The organism is Pseudomonas sp. Pseu.R1, from assembly GCF_045764065.1.
Lineage (GTDB): Bacteria > Pseudomonadota > Gammaproteobacteria > Pseudomonadales > Pseudomonadaceae > Aquipseudomonas.
Genome location: NZ_JBJGEE020000001.1, coordinates 219,406 through 239,676, shown reverse-complemented (window position 1 = coordinate 239,676; position 20,271 = coordinate 219,406). Strand labels below are relative to the sequence as shown.

Sequence of the window (20,271 nt, the reverse complement as noted above, 5' to 3'; positions counted from 1 at the left end):
CAGGCATCCACGGTTCTTCCGTCAGGTGCGACGGAACCGCGTGAGGCGATCTTCGTCCAGGAAAAGTCCCAGGCCGGGCGTGTTGGGAACGTGCAATTCAAAATCACGGTAAACAGGTGCCTGGGTGACGATCTCCTCGGTCAGCAGCAGGGGGCCGAACAGCTCGGTCCCCCACAACAGCTTCTTGAGGGTCACGAACGCATGCGCCGAGGCCAGCGTACCGATGGCACCTTCCAGCATCGTCGCGCCATACAGCGAGATGCCTGCAGCCTCGGCGATCTGTGCCGTGCGAAGCACTGCGCGCGGACCACCGTTTTTGGCAATTTTCAGGGCGAAGACACTGGCTGCTCCGTCTGCGGCCAGGCTGAAAGCGTCCTCGACCGACTCTATCGATTCATCGGCCATGATCGCCGCCGGACTGCGCTGATTGAGTCGGACCTGACCGGCGCGATTGACCCGTGTGATCGGTTGTTCAATCAGTTCGATACCGTTGTCGCCCAGCACCTGGCAACCGCGAATGGCCTGTGACTCGTCCCAGTACTGGTTGACGTCCACACGCACACTCGCAAGGTCACCCAATGCACGTTTGATGGCGATGACATGCTTGAGGTCCTGGTCCAGTGGATTGGCACCGATCTTCACCTTGAAAATGCGATGACGACGCAGGTCCAGCAGCTTCTCTGCCTCGGCGATGTCCCGGGCAGTCTCGCCACTGGCGAGCACCCAGCCCACTTCAACGCTGTCACGAACACGACCACCGAGCAGTTCACTGACGGCCAAACCATGGCGTTTGCCCTGAGCATCTAGCAGTGCGCTTTCCAGTCCCGACTTGGCGAACGTATTGCCCTTGGCGATCCTGTCCAGACGCTGCATGGCCGCGTTCAGGTTGTCGGCGTCCATTCCCAGCAGTGCAGGTCCCAGATGACAGTCGATGTTGGTCTTGATGCTTTCCGGGCTTTCGTACGCATAAGACAAGCCGCCCACCGTGGTCGACTCGCCCAGCCCCTCCACGCCATCGCTGCACCGCAGACGAATGATGACCAGGGTCTGCTGCGAGATGGTGTGCATCGCCAGCTTGTGTGGCCGAATGGTTGGCAGATCGACAAGGATTGCCTCGATACTTTCAATTTTTGCAGCGCTCATGTTCGATTCCAGTTCCAGGTTTTATAGATCAGGCGGCCGCACCCACAGCCGCGGGTCGGTGCCTTGCTCGACTGAAGCAGGTGAGGGCAGAGGTGACGATGCAGAGGCTGCCACCGGTCTTTCAGAATCGACAGTTATCAGATGCCAGTGGCTTAGCCTGATCATGAACACCGCGATGGCGGCTGCTCCGATCAGGCCAGGAACCGCAAAGGCCAGAAACGAGAAGTGCAGGGGCAGCTCCAGCGCATGCGCGGAGGCACCCACCAGCGGGCCGGCAATGGCCCCGAAACGTCCGATACCCATGGCCCATCCCAGCCCAGTTGAACGAATGTGCGCCGGGTAGTACTGGACTGCGAAGGCATTGGCCAAAATCTGCGCGCCTGTCGTACCGGCACCGGCGGCGGCAATCAACGCATACAAAACCGGCGCTGGCGCTTCAATCGCCATCATCGCCAAGACCACGCCGCTCGCCGCAAGAAAAACCAGCAGCACTTTGCCCAAGCCAAGCCGATCGGCAAGCCAGCCCCCTGTCAGCGAGCCGACAATGGCACCCAGATTCAGGATCAATAGGAAGGCGATGCTCGACGTTGTGCCGTAGCCGGCGGTGTTCATCAGCTTCGGCAGCCAGGAGCTCAGGCCATAGATCATCAACATGCTGCAGCAAAAGGCAAGCCACAGCATCAGCGTGTTGACCAGCCTGTGCTCGGTGAACAACTGCCCGATCGAGACCTTGTCACTCTGGCCGGCCTCGGGTCGCAGCACATCATTGGTATGGGGTGTATAGCTAGCTACTACTTGGCTCAGAAGCACCTGTGCGCGAGGCGTATACCCGCGTCTCAACAGGAAGTTGATGGATTCCGGCAGTTGCCTGACCATCGATGGCAACACCAGCAATGGGATCGCTGCGATGAAGAACACCGAGGGCCATCCCCACTCTGGAATCAGCGCCATGCCGAGCCCGGCGGACGCCATCCCGCCCACCGAGTAGCCCGTGAACATGAGCGCAATCAATCGGCCGCGAAGGCGTTGCGGAGCGTACTCATTCATGAGCGCGATCACGTTGGGCATCACGCCACCGATACCGATGCCGGCTATGAAACGCAAAACTGCGAACTGTGTCGGTGAGTCGGCGAAGCCGGTGACGGCCGTTACGCCACTGAACAATACGACACACACGGTGATGGTATTGCGTCTGCCAACACGATCGGCCAGCGGTCCGAATAGCAGAGCCCCCAACATCATGCCCATCAGCGCGCAACTGGCAAGCAGACCCGCCTGTAGGGCGCTCAGTCGCCACTCTTGCATTAAAGACGGGAGCACAACGCCGTAGATGACCAGGTCATAGCCGTCGAACACGATGATCAACGCGCACCAAAACAGCAGGCGTAGGTGGAAGGGATTCAGCCGTGCTTCAGCGAGCAGCGCAGAGACATCGATGTTTCGCATGGGTGGGTTCTGTTTGTCGTTATTATTGAGCCGAGGGCGCGATCGTGGCGCGCCCTCGGGTACAGCCCCAGCCGGTCAGGACGCGGCCAGTTGGTGCTCCCAGCCCAGAAGCGAACGCGCCTGAGCGACATCGGTTTGCGGATCGTGATGCCACAACCAGTTGAAACGGGTTTCGAGCTTGTCGGCCAGGACCTTTTCGTCGGCCGCAGCTTCCGGGTCACGCATTTCGTAGAGTTCGCCAGCCTGAGTCGAGGTGCGCTGAACCTTGCATGCCCTTGGGCGGCGCACTTGGTCGTAGGTCTTCAGCACGGCGTCGAGATTGCCGGTGTTCAAGCGCGAGTCACCCAGCAGGCGCGCCAGGAAGTAAGCATCTTCGAGGCCCTGGCCGGCTCCTGCGCCCTGGTGAGGCAGCATGGCGTGAGCCGCATCACCAATCAGAACGACACGGTTGTAGACATAGCCTGGCAGTTCAGCGAGATCGTGCAGCGCCCAATAGGTGGGTTCGGGGATGCATTCGAGCAGGGTGCGGGCAGCTTCGCCCCAACCTGCGAAATCTTCGAGCATCTGCGCCTGACTGGTTTTACGCACCCACGGCTCGCTGGCCGGCCACTGCGGAGAATCAGAGGAGCGGTCAGACAGAAACGCAACGACGTTGATGATTCGGCCTTGTTTGACCGGGAAGGTCAGGATATGGCCATCTTTGACCAGATACATCTGGGGAACATCCACCAGATGGGTGTCCAGACCCTTTGCTCGATAGGCAGCGCGCAGGGTTTCACTGTCAATCATGCCGCGATAGGCGCAGGTGCCAGTAAATCGAGGCTCGGCAGGTTCAGCGCCAATGCCCTGCAGCACGTGGCCGCGAATGACCGACTTCACACCGTCGGCGGCGATGAGCAGATCACAACGGTAATCGGTGCCGTCGGCAAAGACGACCCTGGCTTCATCACCATTCTGTTCGACGCTGACAGCGCGCTTGTCGAACTGAGCAATGCCTTCTGGCAGGTGGGTGGTCAGTACATCGAGAAAGTCGGCACGGTGGACTGAAGATTGCCCCACTCCAGGCATCACCGTCGTCGCCAGGTACTTGGAGTCGCCTTCGCCGCGGCGCCATTCGAACCACACATCTTGCCAGGGAGCTGGTGTGCGGTCTTCGACTTTGCGGTAGGCGTCACCAATGCCCAGACCATCCAGGGCGCGTACCGAGTTGGCACCGAAGGCGACGCCAGCGCCGACTTCACCAAAGGCTGGAGCTGCTTCAAATAGCTGGATATCAAGATTGCTGTTGCGTGCCAGATCAAGTGCCAGGGCGACACCGGAAATGCCGCCACCCACGATGCCGACGCGCAGAGTTGGTTGGGAGTTGTTGTTGGACATGTGTGGTTACCCATGGAGAGTTCTTGTTGTGGTACTCATCATGGGTTTCGTCGCGACATTGATAAATGCAGCGATCGATATATCGAATATCACAGTTATGAATATTTCTCTGAGGTATGCTTTGGTCAGGCATTCAGAGTGAAGCACGATGGAACTACATGATCTGGACATGAATCTTCTGGTCATCTTCAACCAGTTGCTGCTGGACAGGCGTGTATCAACCGCTGCGGACAGTCTGGGATTGACGCAGCCGGCGGTCAGTAATGCGCTCAAACGCCTGCGTGGTGTGCTGGGCGACGAACTGTTCGTGCGCACCTATCACGGCATGCAACCGACTCCTTATGCCGAGCAGTTGGCAGAGCCGGTGCTGCAGGCGATGGACACGCTGCGTGATGCCCTAAGTCGGGCGAACACCTTCGACCCTTCCACCAGCGTCCGGACTTTCCGGTTGGTGATGACCGACATTGGCGAAATCAATCTGATACCTCGGCTGATGGATGAACTGGCCCGCCTAGCGCCTGGTTGTGTCATCAGCACCGTGCGGGAAAGTCAGGTAGGCCTGAACGAAGATCTGCAAGACGGTACGGTAGACCTCGCGATCGGTCTGATTCCGCAACTTCGGGCGGGCTTTTTCCAGCGTCGGCTGATGCGTCAGCATTACGTCTGTCTGTGCCGCAAAGACCACCCTGCGACCCGCGAGGCATTGACCCTCGACCGATTCAGCGCCTACGGCCACGTGCGAGTGGTTGCGGCCAATACCGGACATGGCGAAGCGGACGTCCTGATGACGCGCCTGGGCATCAAGCGCTCAGTGCGGTTGGAGGTGCCGCACTTCGCTGCAGTGGGCCATATCCTGGAGCGCACCGACCTGCTGGCCACGGTTCCCGAACGTTTTGCCGCCATCAGTCGGGAGCATTTCGATCTCACTGCGCTGCCTCATCCGGTGCCGTTCCCGGAATTCTCGGTGAACATGCTCTGGCATGCCCGGTATCACCGTGATCCGGCTAATCGTTGGTTACGACAGCTGATTTTCGATCTGTTTTCCGAGGGCTGATCCCGGTGTTGCGGGCTGCTCGAGGGACTCGCGCAAGGCTTGAGCGACCAGTTCCCTGAACCATCTGCTTTGTGGGTCGCGATGGAAACGGTCGTGCCAGTACAGAGCGATATCGAACGCCGGCAGCTTCAACGGCAGTGGTTTGAGCCGCAGCGCAAAGAACTGCGCCAGTGTGCTAGCCAGCACTTGCGGTGCCGCCCACAGCATGTCCGAAGCGAGCAGCAGGTGAGGGGCCGAGAGGTACTGGGGAATGCGCACACCTATGTTGGATCGTGCGCCTTCCTCGACCAGCGCACGCTCAAGCGCAACATGCCCTGTACCCCCGGTTTCGACCAGCAGATGCTGCTGGGAAAGGAAGCGCGACAGCGTCATCTCCGAGTCGGCGAGGGGGTGTCCTTCCCGCATTACGCAGACGTAGTGTTGGGATGACACACAGGTTCGATGAATGTCTGTTTTCAACATCGGAAGGTAGCCGATCGCCAGATCGATGCGCCCGGTCGATAGCCCGCTCAAGGTGTCTTCAACTGTGCTGGCGACCGTCTGTAACCGGCTTGCGGGCGCCTGGTGATGCAGTGCCTTGATGATCGCGGGCAGGCACACGGCCTCACCGATATCCCGTGTGCGCAGGGTGAATGTCTTTCGGCAATGCCTGGGGATGAACTCAAGCGTGTGACTTTGCGCCTCGCGCACCAGGTCCAGCGCCTCCAGCAGCCCTGGCGCGATCTGTCCGGCAAAGGGCGTAGGCTCCATTCTGCGTCCGACCATGGTGAACAGCCGGTCGCCATACTCCTGCCGCATCCTCTTGAGCGAGCCGCTTACTGCCCCTTGGGTAACCCCCAGATTCTCTGCCGCGACGGACACCGAGTGGTCGCGCCACAGGGCCTCGAATGTAAACAGCAGATTCAAATCTTTCATCAGGCGAGCCTCGTATCACTTTCATTACTACTTAAGAATCACTGTAGCTATTTGTTCTGGGGGGGCAGTCAGGCCTAAGTTAACAGCCATCAACGTCCTGCGTTCGCGCAGGTCACAATAACAACAAGAGAGTGTCCAATGTCTTCTATCACCATAGGCATGGTGGGGATCGGCCAGCTCGGTCTTCCCATCGCAACCAACCTGCTCGCTGCAGGTTTTCGAGTGGTGGGTTACCGCCGCCGTGATCGTGACGCTTTTGTCGAACTCGGCGGCATCGCGCTGGAGTCTCCAGCCCAGGTCGCCAACCAATCCGATTTTATCCTCACGTGTCTTCCGGGCGAGGCTGCCCAACTGGAAGTCATGGAAGGGCCTGAAGGGTTGCTCGCAGCGCTGCGGCCAGGGCATACCTTGATCGAAATGGGTACCTATCAACGCAGCTTCAAGGAAGAGATGGCCCGGCGTATCGAAAGCAAAGGCGCCCGTGTCCTGGAAGCTGAAGTCAGCGGATCCCCACCGTTGGTTCTGGCTCGCAAGGCTTCGCTGTTTCTGGGCGGTGATGAGTCACTGATCCAAGACTGTCAGCCGGTGCTCAGTGCTATCGCCGACATTCAGTTTCGCATCGGTGAGTTCGGTTGCGCTGTGGCGATGAAGCTGATCGCCAACTATCTGCTCACCATCCACACCCTGGCCGCCGCCGAGGCATTGAATCTTGGGGTCAAGGCAGGCTTCGACGCCGAGAAAGTGGTCGAGGTGATCAGCAAGAGCGCGGGTAACTCAATGATGTTCACCGTTCGCGCTCCCATGATGGCCGCCAGGAAGTTCACCCCGGCGCCAGGCCCACTGGTGACGTTGGAAAAGTATCTGGAGATGGCAGGTGAACTTTCCGAACGTTTGGGATGCGCCTCACCGTTATTCGATGTTGCCCAATCCTATTTCAACCGTGCCCGCGACATGGGCATGGGCGAAGAAGACATTTCGGCGGTGATCAAGCTGATCGAACGAGATTCGAACTGATCCGGCACCGATTCCTTTCGTGTACGTCCCCAACAAGAGAGAACGACATGCTTATCGAACAACGCACCTACTACCTCAAGCCTGGCACCCTGCATGACTTCCTTCGTATCTACGAAGAGGAAGGTTTGAAGATGCAGAGTGAGGCGTGGGGCAACCTGATTGCCTATTTGAAGCCTGAGACCGGCGACGTCAATCGCGTCATTCACCTCTGGGGCTTTTCAAGCTTTGAAGACCGTGCCCAACGCCGTGCGGCGCTGTCGAGTAATCCCAAGTGGCGTGAGTTTCTCGGCAAGGCCGGGCACATGGTCACAGCCCAGCATGCCGAGCTGCTGAGCGGCGCACCGTTTTCTCCGATCAAGTAAGGAGATCCATCATGATCCGTTTTCTTCATCATGTAGGCCTGTCGGTCCCGGACCTGGAAGTCGGTCGCGCTTTCTACGAGACCTTTGGCGTTGAGGCGCGAGTGTCCGGCGAACATCTGGTCCTGCGTTGCAAAGGTCGGGCTCAAGACCAGATCCGTCTGATGCCAGGCAGTCCCAAACGCCTGAGCTACGTGGCGTACGGCACTGATGCCGAAGGCATCAAGCAAATCCGCAAGAACCTCAAGAAGCATAACGTGACGCTGCACGATGCACCGTTCGAAATCGATACGCAGGGTTTGTGGTTCCTGGATCCGAGCAACGACTGGGTTCATGTGTGCGAAGGTGTTGAAGCACCATCTTCACCGCGCCCCACGCCTGAGGTAAATACCCATGGCCGCTATCGCCGGATAGGCGAGCGGGCGTGTGATCTCACTTCGTCGTCCCGTCAGGCCTCGCCCTTGCGCCTGGGACACTTGATCAAATTCAGCCCCGACGTGGACCGCTCAGTGGCGTTTTACACTCAGGTCCTTGGCATGAAGGTGTCAGACAAGGCTGCGGATATCCTGGCGTTTCTGCGATTCGGTTGCGGCGGTGATCACCATGCCCTTGGCTTGGCGAAAAGCTCTCACAGTGGATTGCATCACTTGAGTTTTGAAGTGATGGACATTGACGAGATCGAACTGGGCGCCCAGAACCTGATTTCCAAAGGCTACACCAACGCCTTTGGCCTCGGTCGGCATGTGGGTGGATCGAACTACTTCCATTACATTCGGGATCCGTGGAACAGCCTGGTCGAATATTTCTGGGACATCGACGTCGTGCCCGAGGACGACAGCGACTGGGTGGTACTCAACGCATCTGGTCCTCACGAGTTGGCCGCGGTATGGGCAGTGAGCCCGCCACAGGAAGACTTCGCGCAGAACTACGAAGCACCGGCTGATGCCGCCTCTCCGGCGCTGCTGGAGGCTCTCGCCAATGGCTGACCTGACCACCGAGAAAGACCTGCTGGCCGGGATGCTCAACAAGCCGTTGTTCGTCGCGTTCCGCAGCCCTCGCAACCTTACGCGCATGTCTGAGCTGCTGGGCGCTCATTTGCAGTGGGCGATCGCCGCGCAGAATCGTGGCGAGTTGTTCGCCTCCGGGCCTTTCGTGTCCGACCAATACAGCCCGGGACAATTGGGCGGCATGAGCATCTTGCGTGCATCTGATCAGGAGGAGGCAGAGCGCCTGGTCCAGGCCGACCCTTTTATCGCCAACGGCGTGTTCGGCGTCGAGGTCCGCAAGTGGATGCTCATGGAAGGGGGCCTCACGGTGCACGTGACCTTCTCCAATCAACGCGCTTCGCTTCTGTAAGGGTGGCCCATGAAATACCAACTTTTCGCTTACCAGTCGGATGCGGCAGTGCCTGTCACCGGAATGCTCATCGACAACCGTGCCTATGATTTGAGCCAGCTCGCCGCCACGATTGCGCCTGAGCTGGCCGGACAGGCTCTGGACGCGTTGCTGGAAGAGTGGAGCAGTGCCAACGAGCACCTGCAGGCGCTCGCTGACCGTGTTGGACGACACCCTGCAGCGTTTGAGGACCAGGCTCTTGATCTTGAGATGCTGGAATTTGCGCCGCCGTTGCAACGTCCGGGGGCCATTTATGCCGCCGGGGCCAACTATCGCGATCACGTTGCAGCCATGGCCCGCGCCTTCAACATGAACCTTTCGCTTGACCCGCGCAGCGAAGGCATCGCGCCCTGGCATTTCATCAAGGCCGGACGCGGTACGTTGTCGGCCCACAAGCAGATCGTGGAAATGCCTCACGGGACGCAAAAACTCGACTGGGAAGCCGAGCTCGCTGTGGTCATCGGTCGTCGCGCGTACCGCGTCAGCAAGGACAAGGCCCTGGACTACGTGGCCGGATACAGTTGCGCCAACGATCTGTCATCACGCGACAGCCTGGTACGTGCCAACGTCGACACCAGCTCACCATTTCGTTTCGACTGGATCGGCCACAAAGTATTCAACGGCGGCTGTCCGCTGGGCCCTTACTTCACCCCTGCGCAGTTTGTCGAAGATCCGGAAAACCTTGATATCAAGCTGTGGCGCAACGGGAAGCTGGAGCAGGACTCCAACACGTCCAACCACCTCTACGGGGTAGCTGACCAGATCGAATACCTGACGCAGCGGGTCGAGCTGTTCCCCGGTGACATCATATTGACCGGAACGCCAGCCGGCGTCGGTATGGAAAAAGGCGTGTTCCTCGCGCGTGGCGACGTGCTGAAAGTGTGGATCGATGGGCTGGGCGAGTTGGACACCATCATTGCCTGATCCCGCTTGACCCCGCCCACCCTTTCGGTCGGCGGCTTCCGAGGCTGACCTTTGCTCATTCCCTGTCACAGGGAAGGGCTTTGTGCAGCCTCAAATCCGTAACACCTGCACACACGACCTACACAAGCATAAGAAGAAGGTACGAGGATATGAGGCGTATAGCCCGATTCCCCAACGCAGCAGTACATCCGTTCGCCACAGCCTTGATCGCAGGTGCGCTGCTCAACGCCACGTCAGCCCATGCCACCGAAGGTGGAGGAAGCGGGTACCCGGTCGGCGTCAACACCGTGCAATCAGGAAGACTTCCTCCTCCGGGTTTGACCACGTTCTATTACCTGAGTGACTACAACGCCAACTCCACAAAAGACAGCAGCGGTCATGACAAGGCGGGGATCCACAACTTCGATCTGGACGTGAAGGCGCTATCGATCCGGGTCGACTATGTCTATTCGGACTTCACCCTCTTCGGCGCCAAGGTGGAGAGCCGCTTCGCACTGCCTCTGGTCAAGGGCGACATCAGTTTCGACGTGGACACGCCAAGAGGACGCGTTCATCGCTCGGAAAAACAGGATGGCGTTGGCGACCTGACCGCGGTTCCGCTGATTCTGAGCTGGAGCACCCCACGGTTTCATCAACTGCTGGGGCTGGACATCGTCACGCCGGTGGGGTCTTACGACAAGGACAGGTTGTTCAACCCGGGACGCAACACCTGGTCGTTTGGGCCGTGGTATGCCTTCACCGCGTACCCGATCGAGAACCTCGAAATCAGCTCCAAGATGGTTTACTTCATCAACAAGAAAAACGATGCAACGCGCTATCGTTCAGGTAACGAGTTCAACGCCGACTACAACATTGGCTACAACATCACCAAGGAGTGGCAGGTTGGTGTAAACGGTTACTACTACAAGCAAACCAGTGATGACGTGCAATTTGGGGAGACCGTAGGCGATGGTAACCGCGGCCAGGTATTTGCGTTCGGCCCAGCGATCAAGTACCAGGTGCCCGGCTATGGGTTCGCCATGAAGTGGCAGCACGAAATGAAAGTTGAAAACCGGTCTGAGGGCGACCGTCTTTGGTTACAGGCCGTTTACAGGTTCTGATTTCAGCTTCCGCCGCTGGCGCAGCTCATGCGCCACGTCATGGGTCGGGCCGCCTGCGGTTCAAAGACCGGAGGAGGCCCGTGCCGAGCATCTCAAGCCAGCCCGTGCCGGGCAAGGGTCAACATGGATGACATGCCGCCATCGGCGGTGATGTTCGCACCCCGCAGCCAGGTCGCCCCATCGCTCTGAAGGAAAGCCACGATCGGTGCAATATCGCTGGGGCTGGCGGGACGATCCATTACGCGCATGTCTTCCTCAGCTCGTTCGCCGAGCGTCTGGATAAAGTCCGCCAGGATAGGGGTATCGACGGGACCGGGGCTGACGCAATTCATGCGAATCCCTCTTTCACGCCACGTCCAGCGGTTCATATGCGTCCAGACCACCAGATATTCCTTGGAGAAAAAATAACTCCTGGAGCCCTCAATGCCATGGTTTTGGCAGAACGCATCGACGGTTGAAAAATCGACGGATTCGAATGCCTTGATCGTGTCGACTGAATCGGGCCAGCCGATGCCTGCCAACGACGCCAGGTGGGTGATTGATGCACCGTCCGCCAGATTTGTATCGATCAAATCCAGCGTCAGTTTCTTCAAACCCAACACATTGACCTTGAGCACCTGCGTGGCAGGAGCCGTCGGAGGAAGGCCTGCAATATTGCACAAACCGTCAATGTGCTTTGGCAGGGCCTGGACCAGCTTGTCGATGGAGGCTGGGTCGCACAAATCAGCCCTGTAGAAGTCGTCTACGTTTTCGACAACCGCATTGCGGTCGACACCTATCACCCTCGCGCCCTGCAGTTTCAGTTCCCTAGCAGTCTGGGCGCCGATGCCCGACGCTGCTCCAGTCACGACAATGACTTTACCGTTCAACATCGTTTTCTCCTTTTGATCGACCATCAGATGGGAAAATGCCCAGGCGCTGTCTGGATGGTGATCCAGCGTAGATCCGTGAATTCGTCGATGGCGGCCTTGCCGCCAAATCGCCCGTAACCACTGGATTTGACGCCTCCGAACGGCACCTGGGGTTCATCCGCTACCGTCGGCCCATTGATGTGACAGATGCCCGATTCGATCCGGCGTGCAACCTCGATCGCCTTGGTGATGTTCTGGCTGAAGACAGCGGCCGAGAGGCCATATTCGGTGTCGTTGGCCATGGTGACGGCCTCGTCCAGACAGCCTGCGCGGATGATGGAAACACAAGGGCCGAAGCTCTCTTCATGAAAGACCCGCATGCCACGCGTGACGTGATCGATGACAGTCGGCTGGACGATGGCGCCCATGACATGCCCACCCGATACCAGGGTGGCGCCTCTGTCCAGGGCGTCGGCGACCAGCGCGCGGAGGCGCTCGGCTGCTCCCTCGTTGACCACCGCACCGAGCGGTGAATGGTCTTCTCGAGGGTCACTTGCTTGCAGAGTGTCGACCTTGGCCTTGAAGCGCGCGACGAACTCGTCGGCGATTGAGTCCACTACAATCACGCGTTCGGTAGACATGCAAATCTGTCCCTGATTCATGAAAGCACCGAAGGCCGCAGCTTTCACCGCTTCGTCCAGGTCGGCGTCTTGTAGCACGATCAAAGGTGCCTTCCCTCCCAATTCCAGCAAGCAAGGCTTGAGGTGACGAGCGCAGGACTGAGCGATCAGGCGGCCGACCCGCGTCGAGCCGGTAAAATTTACACGTCGCACGGCTGGGTGGGCGATGAGCGCCTCGACGACCGCGCTTGCGTCCTCAGGAGCGTTATTCAACACATTCACAACGCCTTTGGGAAAACCGGCTTCGCGGCACACGTCAGCAATCAGCCAATGGGTTTTGGGGCACAGTTCTGACGCTTTGAGAACCACGGTATTGCCACATGCCAACGGCATCGCAATGGCGCGTGTACCGAGAATGACCGGAGCGTTCCATGGCGCGATGCCGACGCAGACGCCCGCCGGTTGCCGTATCGACAGGTTGAGGGAGCCGCTGTGGTCAGAGGGAATGACCTCACCGCTTACCTGAGTGGTCAGGCTGGCGGCTTCACGAAAGATGTTTGCGGCCAACTTGCAGTTGAACAGGATCCACATTCGGGTCGCCCCGGTTTCCTGGACTGCGGCGTCGGCAAACTCGCTCGCGCGCCGTTGCAGAATATCAGCGGCGCGGTTGAGCAAAGCACGTCGCTCGCCCGGAGGCATGGCAGACCAGGCGGGGAATGCAGCGGCGGCCGCGTTTGCAGCACTGTTGGCGTCATCTGCCGTGCCAGCCGCGGCGAGGGTTACGGGTTCCCCACTGACAGGGTTTATACGTTGAAAACTCTCTCCCGAATCGGCATCAAGATCTTCATTGTCGATGATCAAACGCGCTTCATGCATTTCCTAACCTCCAGCATTTGTATTGTTTTTAGTGAGTGCCGCAGATGTTTTCGAGATGCGCGGTCGACACCAGGTACTCCAGAAGCTCTGGACGGATTTAAACAACTTGGATCAGGATTGAGAATGCGTTTTTTTGGGCGAATATTGCGAGAAATTGGCATTCTGTCATGCGACATTCTGCGGATCAGGTGATCGTCTTGAATACATCGGGTCATATCCATTCACATGCCTGGTGCGAAACGCTCGAGGTTTCACTACGGTCGCGAACTCTCGATCTGACGAGGCGTTCGCCCGCCGGCAAGCACCACCTTCTCTTGATCGAGTCTGGCGAAGCGATTGTGACGATTGCAGACCAACGCCACGTCGTTCAAGCACCAGCCATCTGCAGCATTGCCGGCGAAAGTGTTGCTCGGGTGCAAGTGCGTGCAGGCGCCAGTGTCCGATTGATCGCCTGTTCCGGCGAGATGCTGGTCGATTCGATTGGGGACTTGCCAGAGTCGTTCGCGTTGAGGATTCTCACGGGACGCTCGATCTTCAGTGGCATGGACAACGAAGTCTTCAGGCAAATCAAGCAGCTGTTTTCCGGGATCGCACGAGAGCTGACTCACGGTCAATCGTCCTGGATCGCGACGTGCGCCTATCTGCGGCTGCTGCTGGTTGAGCTCTCGCGTATTACGGGCCTGACCGAACAGACGCGTGGCGGCGAGGTGACTTCTGTGTTGCAGCGCTTTCGCAATCTGGTGGAGATTCACTTTCGAGTCCACCGCCCCATCAATGATTATGCATTGCAACTGGGTATCACCCAGGATCGCTTACACGCGATCTGTACTCGCGAACTTCAGCGCACGCCGCTGGCGTTGCTGCATGAGCGGGTGCTGCATGAGGCGAAACAGCGACTGGAGCGCTCATCGAATACTATCCAGCAGATATCGGCAGGGCTCGGGTTTCGAGACGCAACCTACTTCAGCCATTTTTTCAAAAGGAAGACCGGCTTCTCGCCGGCGCAATATCGGCAGCAGGTTCTTCACAACGGAGCGGTTAGCGCAGCGGCGCAGCCTTGTGAGTTTTCGGACTGGCCATGACGGGGGCAGCGGCTGGACCAGCCGCGCCCAATATTGGCATCGTCAGGGATGAGACTCGATTTGAGGGGCATCATTGAGCACCGCCGCTGGCTTCAGGTCGCATGCCTCAATCAGATACTCGCCGCTTCATAAGGCCGCGCTACGCGCTTGGCTTCGAGCAACTGGCGGGCGGAGTCCGCGATCATGACCACTGCGCCAGCGAGCATGAGCACGTCCTTGAGTACCAGCCTGCCGCCGCCGGAGAGATACGGGAATCCGAAATTGGCGTCACCCATGCTCGACACCCATGCTTCGGGCGTCGTAATCAGGAACGAGAGGGTGACGATCGGGGTCAGAAACGCGAGGATCGAACCCACCATGCCCAGACGACGGGAGAAGCCATACGACAATACCAGCAGGCCAATCAGGATCTCGACCGAACCCAGACCGTCAGAGAAAGCGTAGGTATGGTTCTCGGTCTGCCATTGGCGTTTGACCGGGTCGAGTTGCCCCTCGTGAGTCAAATGTTCCTTGTATTGCTCCGGGTGTTCGTAGAAAAACGACATCACCGGACTGTTGGCTACAAAGGGCGTAATACTGTCGGCTTCGTAGGGAACGAACTTCAGTGCGCCGATCCACAGGAATATAATGGCCACGCCAACCCTGATCAGATGGACGCCGAGTCGGTCCAGTCTGGTGGCCTTGGTAAGGACTGTTTCAAGCAATGTATTTTGAGCGGTCATGGCGCGAGCCCCTGATCTGAGTTGAGGGGTTCAGCTTAAGATTTACAGGCAGATGCTTTGTCCGTGATCGGCTCAATTTCTATCGCAATCATCTCATTCACGGACTTTTCGCCGGGACAGGTTTTATGAAAGCAGCGTATTACGATCAGGTGGGTCCCGCAGGTCAGGTATTGAAGGTCGGTGAAGTGCAGACGCCGCTGCCGGGACCGGGAGAGGTGAGGGTCCGAATCGCTTTTTCGGGGTTGAACCCAAGCGACATCAAGGGGCGTGGTGGTTTCAAAGGCGCGATGGCTTATCCGAGAGTCATCCCCCATCAGGATGGTGCGGGCATCATCGATGCGGTGGGTGAGGGCGTTGCCCAGTCAAGGCTCGGCGAGCGTGTCTGGGTCTTCGAGGCACAGACGGGGAGGGCATTTGGCACTGCTGCCGAGTTCGTGGTTCTGCCAGCCGATCGCGCGATCGCTCTGGCCGATGAGGTCAGTTTAGAGCAGGGGGCAAGTCTGGGGATCTCTGCGCTCACTGCCCATCGCTGTCTGTTCGCCGACGGGGATCTTCGCGATAAAAAAGTGCTGGTTCATGGCGGGGCCGGGGTGGTTGGACGCAGCGCCATCCAGTTGGCAAAGTGGGCCGGTGCCTGGGTCGTGACGACGATCCGCCACGAACGTGATCGGGAAACAGCACGAGCATCAGGTGCTGATCTTGTCGTCAATATGCACGATGACGATGTCCCATCCAGAGTCATGGCGGCCACTGACAATACCGGAGTGGACCGGATTGTCGAAGTCGACCTGGCGAGCAACCTGGAGTTGGATATGGCATGTCTGGCCAGGGGCGGCACGGTGAGCGCCTACTCGGTTGAGGCCCCTGATACCGCTGTCTCAATTCCCGTGCTCAAGGCCATGGTCAATTGCTGGGTGGTGCGCTTCATCCTGGTCTACACCATGCCAGAAGAGGCCAAACGCGCCGCGATACGCGACGTGACTGCTTGTCTCGCTGCGGGAAGCTACAAGCCGTTTGTGGGCCAGGTTTTTTCGCTTGAGCAGATCGCCCAAGCTCACGACGCGCTCGACGCTCGCAACGTCAAAGGGCACATGCTTATTCGGGTCTCGGACTAACGAAACGGCGTGACCTTCGGGCGGGCGAGTCGGGCGTTGAGTCATCACTCAACGCCCGACTCTGGTGCGGCAGACTGTCAGGCCTTGGCAGCCAAGTAGCTGGCGTTGAGGTTACCGTAGAACGGCAGGTGTTCGCCCATGATGTCGGCGAGGGCCTGTCCGGTTTCGTTGCGCCAGTCGGCTTGTATCTCGGCAGCCACGGCAACCCACGTCATCGGCACCACCCCGGCCTGAACCATGCGTGCGATCGCGACTTCCTGTACCAGCTTGCTCCATGTCCCGGAGGCGTCGATCACGGCGTACACCTCATAGCCTGCCTTGATTGCAGAAAGCGCGACGAAAGTGACGCAGACCTCGGTCGAGACACCCGCGATGATCAGTTTCCGGCGGCCGGTTTTCTCGATGGCCGCGACCATGTCCGGGTTGTCCCATGCGTTGATTTCACCAGGACGATGGATAATCGGTGCGTCCGGCAGCGTCTGTGTGATGATCGGCAGGACCGGACCGTTAGGGCCGTCGGCCGCACTGGTGGTGATGATACTCGGCAGTTTGAACGCTTTCGCAAGTTTGGCCAGCGCCGCCACTGCGGTCATGTATTCGGGAAGGCTCTGGTCGTGTATGCCATTGGAAAGCCCGGTTTGATGGTCGACGAACAGTACGGCTGCCGTATCAGCGCCAAGATGGTCATAACTCATGGATGACTCCTTGATTGAGTGGAAGTGATCTTCGCGCAGCACACCCGTCAAGCGGGAGCTTTGCGCGGGGAAACCGGATGCAAGGGGAGTGATGCAGATGTCAGAGAGGCGACAATCGCCCCATCTCTCCAGCCACGTAGCGGGAGTAGGCAGCCTGAAGTCCCGCCTGGTCGTTCATGACGAACGGGCCATAAGCCGCTATGGGCTCCTTGGGGTCCACACCGGAGAGGATCAGCAGGTGAGCACCTGCATCTGTGGTTATACTCACGTGGTCAGGTTCAGCACCGTAGCTGAGCGAGATAGCCTCATGGGCGGATAGTTGATGCTGTTCACCGCTGCCTTCTATTTCTAGGTTGCCGGACAGCACGTAGAACATGACGTTTTGTCGATCCACGAGATTGAGCGAGAAACGGGATTCAAGCTTCAAGTCAAAGAAACTGAACGGCTCGGCAGGCTTGATCGGGCCTGTCACGCCATTGAGCGTCCCGGCTACGACCCTGATATGGGCGCCTTCTGTCGTCACACTGGGGATCTGATCACTGTCAGCGTGGAGCATGGCCGGTGCCAGAGTCTTGTTGGCTTTGGACAAATTGACGAACAGCTGCAAGCCGTGAACTTCGATACCGGGTGTGGCCGGTTGTTCATCATGCACGACGCCGCGTGCCGCCTGAGTCCACACCATGGCCCCTGGTTCAATGACGATGTCGTGGCCGAGGGAGTCTCGGTTACGCAGGCCGCCGGCTGAGTCTTCGAACAGATAGGACACTGCAGAAAAGCCCGCATGGGGGTGTGGCGGAAATGTTGGGCCCGACGTGCGGAAATGATCGAAACCTATCACCGGCGCGGCTAAACCATTCATTGCATCGACGTTCAGGCGATGCGCCGAGAAATGGGCGCTGAATGCCGAGTACGACGCCTGCGCAACTGGGGAGAACTTTATAGACATTCCTGAAAATCCTGCTTAGGCATCTAGATGCCTGAATCGAGTGAAGCATGTTAGGCCACACCCTCATCACCGATAAGGTGGCCCGACCACCCTAGACTGTTGCAGGACAGCACTAATGATAGAAGACCTCAATGATCTTCAGTTTTTCGTACTCGTGGTGCGCCATAGTGGGTTCACGGCGGCCGCCAAAGCATCGGGTATTGAAAAGACCCGCTTGAGTCGACGCATCGCCATCCTCGAATCCCGATTGGGCGTTCGTTTGTTGCACCGGAGCACGCGGCAGATTTCGCTCACCGAAGCCGGACAGCAGTTCTACGCCCAATGCCGCGTGATCGTGGAGGGGGCCAACGGGGCCTTTGACAGTGTCGCGAACCTGCAGGTCGAGCCCACAGGGCTAGTGAGGCTCAGCTGCCCTCAAGTCATGGCCGAATCCTATCTTTCACCTATCTTGCCTGCATATCTCGCGGCGCACCCGAAAGTGCGCCTGGAGCTGGATGCTTCGGATCGGGCTGTCAACCTTGTGGAAGAAGGTTTCGATCTAGCGCTGCGTGCACGGGCAGAGATTGAGGACGCTTACGGTTTGGTCGCCAGACGTCTTGGGACAGCTCGGCGGGTTTTGGTTGCCAGCCCATCGTTTCTCTCCCGCCATGGCACGCCTGCTTCATTGCAGGAGCTGGCACTGCTCGATACGTTGTGCCGTCCTGGCGAAGTACAGGACGGGAAGGGGAGGTGGTTGCTGCACAACGGCAATGAACAGCAGGTGTTCATTCACTCGCCGCGCATGCTTATGGATGGTTTGAGAATGCAACTTGAAGCTGCAGTCAACGGGCTGGGTGTTGCGTTGCTGCCAGAGTCCATTGCGGCTTTGGCGATACAGCGCGGTCAGCTGCAACTTGCATCTCAGATGTGGACGGGCGCGGCGCATATTATCCACCTGTTGTATCCCACCCCGAAAGGCATGCTGCCTTCGGTTAGAAGCCTGATCGACTACCTGTCGATTCATCTCCCCGCGAGTATTCAAGAGCGAAGCGTCGAGGTTTGACTGCCCGTTATGGCCTTGCCGTTAACCCATTGAAAGGGTATTGCGTACAAGCCTTTCAAATGCCATCGAGGCAGTGCTCTGGTAAGTGTTTCTTTTCTTGAGAAGCGCTGCTGTGCGCTGCGGAGCCTCATCGGCGAAGTCGATTTTCCTGATCGAACGATCGTCGTTGGCTGTGGCTTGCGGCAGAACGGTTGCCAGCCGCGCATGCCGCACAATCTCAAGCAACGCATTCACTGAGCTGGCTTCCAGCACGACATTGGGTTTTATGCCTTGGCCGTGGCAGTAGTCATCTATGCAGGTGCGGGTGATGAACGTACTGGTCAGCAAGGCCAGCGGCAGCGTTGCCAGTTCTGTGGTTGCCAGAGGTGTTTGAAGTTCGTATAGCGGGTGGCCTTGACCCACCATCAGTGCCAGGCGTTCTGTATAGAGCGCCGACCACTCGATGTCCGGGTTCCACACATCGCTGAACGCGATGGCAATATCGAGTGAGTCCTCGGCCAGTCCCGCCTCAATGTCACTCATCGATAGCTCAAAGACTTCCAGATGGATACGAGGGTACTCGGCAAGGAAATCGCGGACCAGGGGACCCGCCAGATAGGCCATGAAGGTAGGCGTCATGGCCACCCGAAGATTGCCTCGGGACAGGTCTTTGACGTCATGGATCGCCCGTTTTCCGGCCTCGAGATCTCTGAGCACCCGCCGTGCGTACTCCACATATACCGCACCAGCATCTGTGGTCTGCACGGTACGTCCTCCACGATCGAGCAACTCCGCTCCGAGTGATTCCTCCAACTGCTTTATCTGCTGTGACAACGTCGGTTGAGACACGTAGAGCGCTTGGGCTGCACGGGTGAAGTTGCCGTGGTCGACGACGGCCAGAAGATAACGCAGATGGCGCAGTAGCATGGTGGACACCTATAGGCTGTGCTTATTCGAAGTATTGCATATGGGTCTTGGATCTAATAATTCGTTTGCTCCATTCTCGACTCCACAGCCAGCCAATACGACGGCGCTGTTCAACCAGACCCTTGCACCGGAGTGAACATCATGACCCAGTCCAATGCCTACCAGGATCCAACGCTGGCCCTGACCGCCAAACTGCTCGACAGCAAATCCCGTAAAGGTTTCACGTTTGAACAACTGGCCGAAGGCACCGGCCTGAGCCTCACCTATGTGACTGCCGCTCTTTTGGGCCAACACCCGTTGTCGGCCGAGGTGGCAGCGCTCATCGGCGAGCGTCTTGAACTCAGCGCTGACGATGTGCGCCAGCTGCAATCGATTCCGCTGCGTGGCAGCTTGGCCGCGGGTGTGCCGACCGATCCGACCGTGTACCGCTTCTACGAAATGATCCAAGTCTACGGCACCACCCTCAAGGCCCTGGTTCACGAGCAGTTTGGTGACGGCATCATCAGCGCGATCAACTTCAAGATGGACATCAAGAAAGTCGAAGACCCCGAAGGTGGTTCCCGCGCGGTGATCACTCTGGACGGCAAGTTCCTGCCTTACCGGCCTTTCTGAGCGGTCCCGAATTCGGGCGCCGAATGTCAAACAGACAGGAGGCGCAACGAAGCCAGCGGCGACTTCGCACCTGCACA

The 20,271-nt window shown here is 58.5% G+C and carries 21 protein-coding genes; 11 read left to right on the top strand and 10 right to left on the bottom strand.

The features are described 5' to 3' along the window. Nucleotides 1–21: 21 nt before the first annotated feature. The 3 genes from ACI5GA_RS01080 to salA all read right to left on the bottom strand — a co-directional run bounded on the left by ACI5GA_RS01080 (nt 22) and on the right by salA (nt 3,966). Entirely contained in the window at nt 22–1,143 is a 1,122-nt protein-coding gene (locus tag ACI5GA_RS01080; protein WP_404640274.1) for a muconate cycloisomerase family protein, read from the bottom strand. Nucleotides 1,144–1,164: 21 nt separating this feature from the next. Then, complete coding sequence (locus ACI5GA_RS01075; protein WP_421421224.1) at nt 1,165–2,589, bottom strand: MFS transporter; 1,425 nt, start codon at nt 2,587–2,589, stop codon at nt 1,165–1,167. A 75-nt stretch (nt 2,590–2,664) separates the two neighbouring features. Further along, a complete protein-coding gene (gene salA, locus ACI5GA_RS01070) occupies nt 2,665–3,966 on the bottom strand; it encodes a salicylate 1-monooxygenase (RefSeq protein WP_404640278.1) in 1,302 nt (433 codons plus the stop codon). 148 nt (nt 3,967–4,114) lie between these two features. On the opposite strand from salA, the gene ACI5GA_RS01065 reads away from it, so the two are divergent. Next, entirely contained in the window at nt 4,115–5,020 is a 906-nt protein-coding gene (locus ACI5GA_RS01065) for a LysR family transcriptional regulator (RefSeq protein ID WP_404640280.1), read from the top strand. Here ACI5GA_RS01065 and ACI5GA_RS01060 read toward each other — a convergent pair. Further along, on the bottom strand, nt 4,982–5,935 hold the full coding sequence (locus ACI5GA_RS01060; RefSeq protein ID WP_404640282.1) for a LysR family transcriptional regulator: 954 nt from the start codon (nt 5,933–5,935) through the stop codon (nt 4,982–4,984). The genes ACI5GA_RS01065 and ACI5GA_RS01060 overlap by 39 nt on opposite strands. Before the next feature lie 138 nt (nt 5,936–6,073). On the opposite strand from ACI5GA_RS01060, the gene ACI5GA_RS01055 reads away from it, so the two are divergent. The 6 genes from ACI5GA_RS01055 to ACI5GA_RS01030 all read left to right on the top strand — a co-directional run bounded on the left by ACI5GA_RS01055 (nt 6,074) and on the right by ACI5GA_RS01030 (nt 10,727). Continuing rightward, a complete protein-coding gene (locus ACI5GA_RS01055; protein ID WP_404640284.1) occupies nt 6,074–6,949 on the top strand; it encodes an NAD(P)-dependent oxidoreductase in 876 nt (291 codons plus the stop codon). A 47-nt stretch (nt 6,950–6,996) separates the two neighbouring features. Continuing rightward, nucleotides 6,997–7,311 carry an NIPSNAP family protein gene (locus tag ACI5GA_RS01050; protein WP_404640286.1) on the top strand — a complete coding sequence of 105 codons (315 nt, stop codon included), beginning with the start codon at nt 6,997–6,999 and terminating at the stop codon, nt 7,309–7,311. 11 nt (nt 7,312–7,322) lie between these two features. After that, entirely contained in the window at nt 7,323–8,294 is a 972-nt protein-coding gene (locus ACI5GA_RS01045) for a VOC family protein (RefSeq protein WP_404640288.1), read from the top strand. Then, the gene (locus ACI5GA_RS01040) at nt 8,287–8,664 is read left to right on the top strand and encodes a YciI family protein (RefSeq protein WP_404640290.1); all 378 of its coding nucleotides are present in this window, start codon (nt 8,287–8,289) and stop codon (nt 8,662–8,664) included. The genes ACI5GA_RS01045 and ACI5GA_RS01040 overlap by 8 nt, the downstream gene beginning before the upstream one ends. A 9-nt stretch (nt 8,665–8,673) precedes the next feature. Further along, complete coding sequence (locus ACI5GA_RS01035; protein ID WP_404640292.1) at nt 8,674–9,627, top strand: fumarylacetoacetate hydrolase family protein; 954 nt, start codon at nt 8,674–8,676, stop codon at nt 9,625–9,627. A 149-nt stretch (nt 9,628–9,776) separates the two neighbouring features. Beyond that, nucleotides 9,777–10,727 carry a SphA family protein gene (locus ACI5GA_RS01030; protein WP_404640294.1) on the top strand — a complete coding sequence of 317 codons (951 nt, stop codon included), beginning with the start codon at nt 9,777–9,779 and terminating at the stop codon, nt 10,725–10,727. A gap of 92 nt (nt 10,728–10,819) precedes the next feature. On the opposite strand, the gene ACI5GA_RS01025 is transcribed toward ACI5GA_RS01030, so the two are convergent. Continuing rightward, nucleotides 10,820–11,599: a coniferyl-alcohol dehydrogenase gene (locus ACI5GA_RS01025; RefSeq protein ID WP_421421220.1), complete on the bottom strand. Its 780-nt coding sequence runs from the start codon at nt 11,597–11,599 to the stop codon at nt 10,820–10,822. A 23-nt stretch (nt 11,600–11,622) separates the two neighbouring features. Beyond that, entirely contained in the window at nt 11,623–13,074 is a 1,452-nt protein-coding gene (locus ACI5GA_RS01020; protein ID WP_404640298.1) for an aldehyde dehydrogenase, read from the bottom strand. Nucleotides 13,075–13,271: 197 nt separating this feature from the next. Here ACI5GA_RS01020 and ACI5GA_RS01015 point away from each other — a divergent pair, with 197 nt between their 5' ends. Further along, a complete protein-coding gene (locus ACI5GA_RS01015; RefSeq protein WP_404640300.1) occupies nt 13,272–14,156 on the top strand; it encodes an AraC family transcriptional regulator in 885 nt (294 codons plus the stop codon). A 110-nt stretch (nt 14,157–14,266) separates the two neighbouring features. On the opposite strand, the gene rclC is transcribed toward ACI5GA_RS01015, so the two are convergent. Beyond that, complete coding sequence (gene rclC, locus ACI5GA_RS01010) at nt 14,267–14,878, bottom strand: reactive chlorine resistance membrane protein RclC (protein WP_421421217.1); 612 nt, start codon at nt 14,876–14,878, stop codon at nt 14,267–14,269. A gap of 125 nt (nt 14,879–15,003) precedes the next feature. Here rclC and ACI5GA_RS01005 point away from each other — a divergent pair, with 125 nt between their 5' ends. Then, nucleotides 15,004–15,993 carry an NADPH:quinone reductase gene (locus tag ACI5GA_RS01005; RefSeq protein WP_421421216.1) on the top strand — a complete coding sequence of 330 codons (990 nt, stop codon included), beginning with the start codon at nt 15,004–15,006 and terminating at the stop codon, nt 15,991–15,993. Nucleotides 15,994–16,070: 77 nt separating this feature from the next. Here ACI5GA_RS01005 and ACI5GA_RS01000 read toward each other — a convergent pair whose 3' ends face one another. Together ACI5GA_RS01000 and ACI5GA_RS00995 are read right to left on the bottom strand one after the other, a co-directional pair. Then, entirely contained in the window at nt 16,071–16,688 is a 618-nt protein-coding gene (locus tag ACI5GA_RS01000; RefSeq protein ID WP_404640306.1) for an isochorismatase family protein, read from the bottom strand. 100 nt (nt 16,689–16,788) lie between these two features. Beyond that, nucleotides 16,789–17,634, bottom strand: coding sequence for a pirin family protein (locus tag ACI5GA_RS00995; protein WP_421421214.1), 846 nt, complete (start codon nt 17,632–17,634; stop codon nt 16,789–16,791). Between the two features lie 115 nt (nt 17,635–17,749). On the opposite strand from ACI5GA_RS00995, the gene ACI5GA_RS00990 reads away from it, so the two are divergent. After that, entirely contained in the window at nt 17,750–18,676 is a 927-nt protein-coding gene (locus ACI5GA_RS00990; protein WP_421421212.1) for a LysR family transcriptional regulator, read from the top strand. 21 nt (nt 18,677–18,697) lie between these two features. Here ACI5GA_RS00990 and cynR read toward each other — a convergent pair whose 3' ends face one another. Further along, nucleotides 18,698–19,582, bottom strand: a complete 885-nt coding sequence (gene cynR, locus ACI5GA_RS00985) for a transcriptional regulator CynR (RefSeq protein ID WP_421421210.1) — start codon at nt 19,580–19,582, stop codon at nt 18,698–18,700. A 141-nt stretch (nt 19,583–19,723) separates the two neighbouring features. Here cynR and cynS point away from each other — a divergent pair, with 141 nt between their 5' ends. Beyond that, nucleotides 19,724–20,194, top strand: coding sequence for a cyanase (cynS, locus tag ACI5GA_RS00980; RefSeq protein ID WP_421421208.1), 471 nt, complete (start codon nt 19,724–19,726; stop codon nt 20,192–20,194). Nucleotides 20,195–20,271 lie beyond the last annotated feature (77 nt).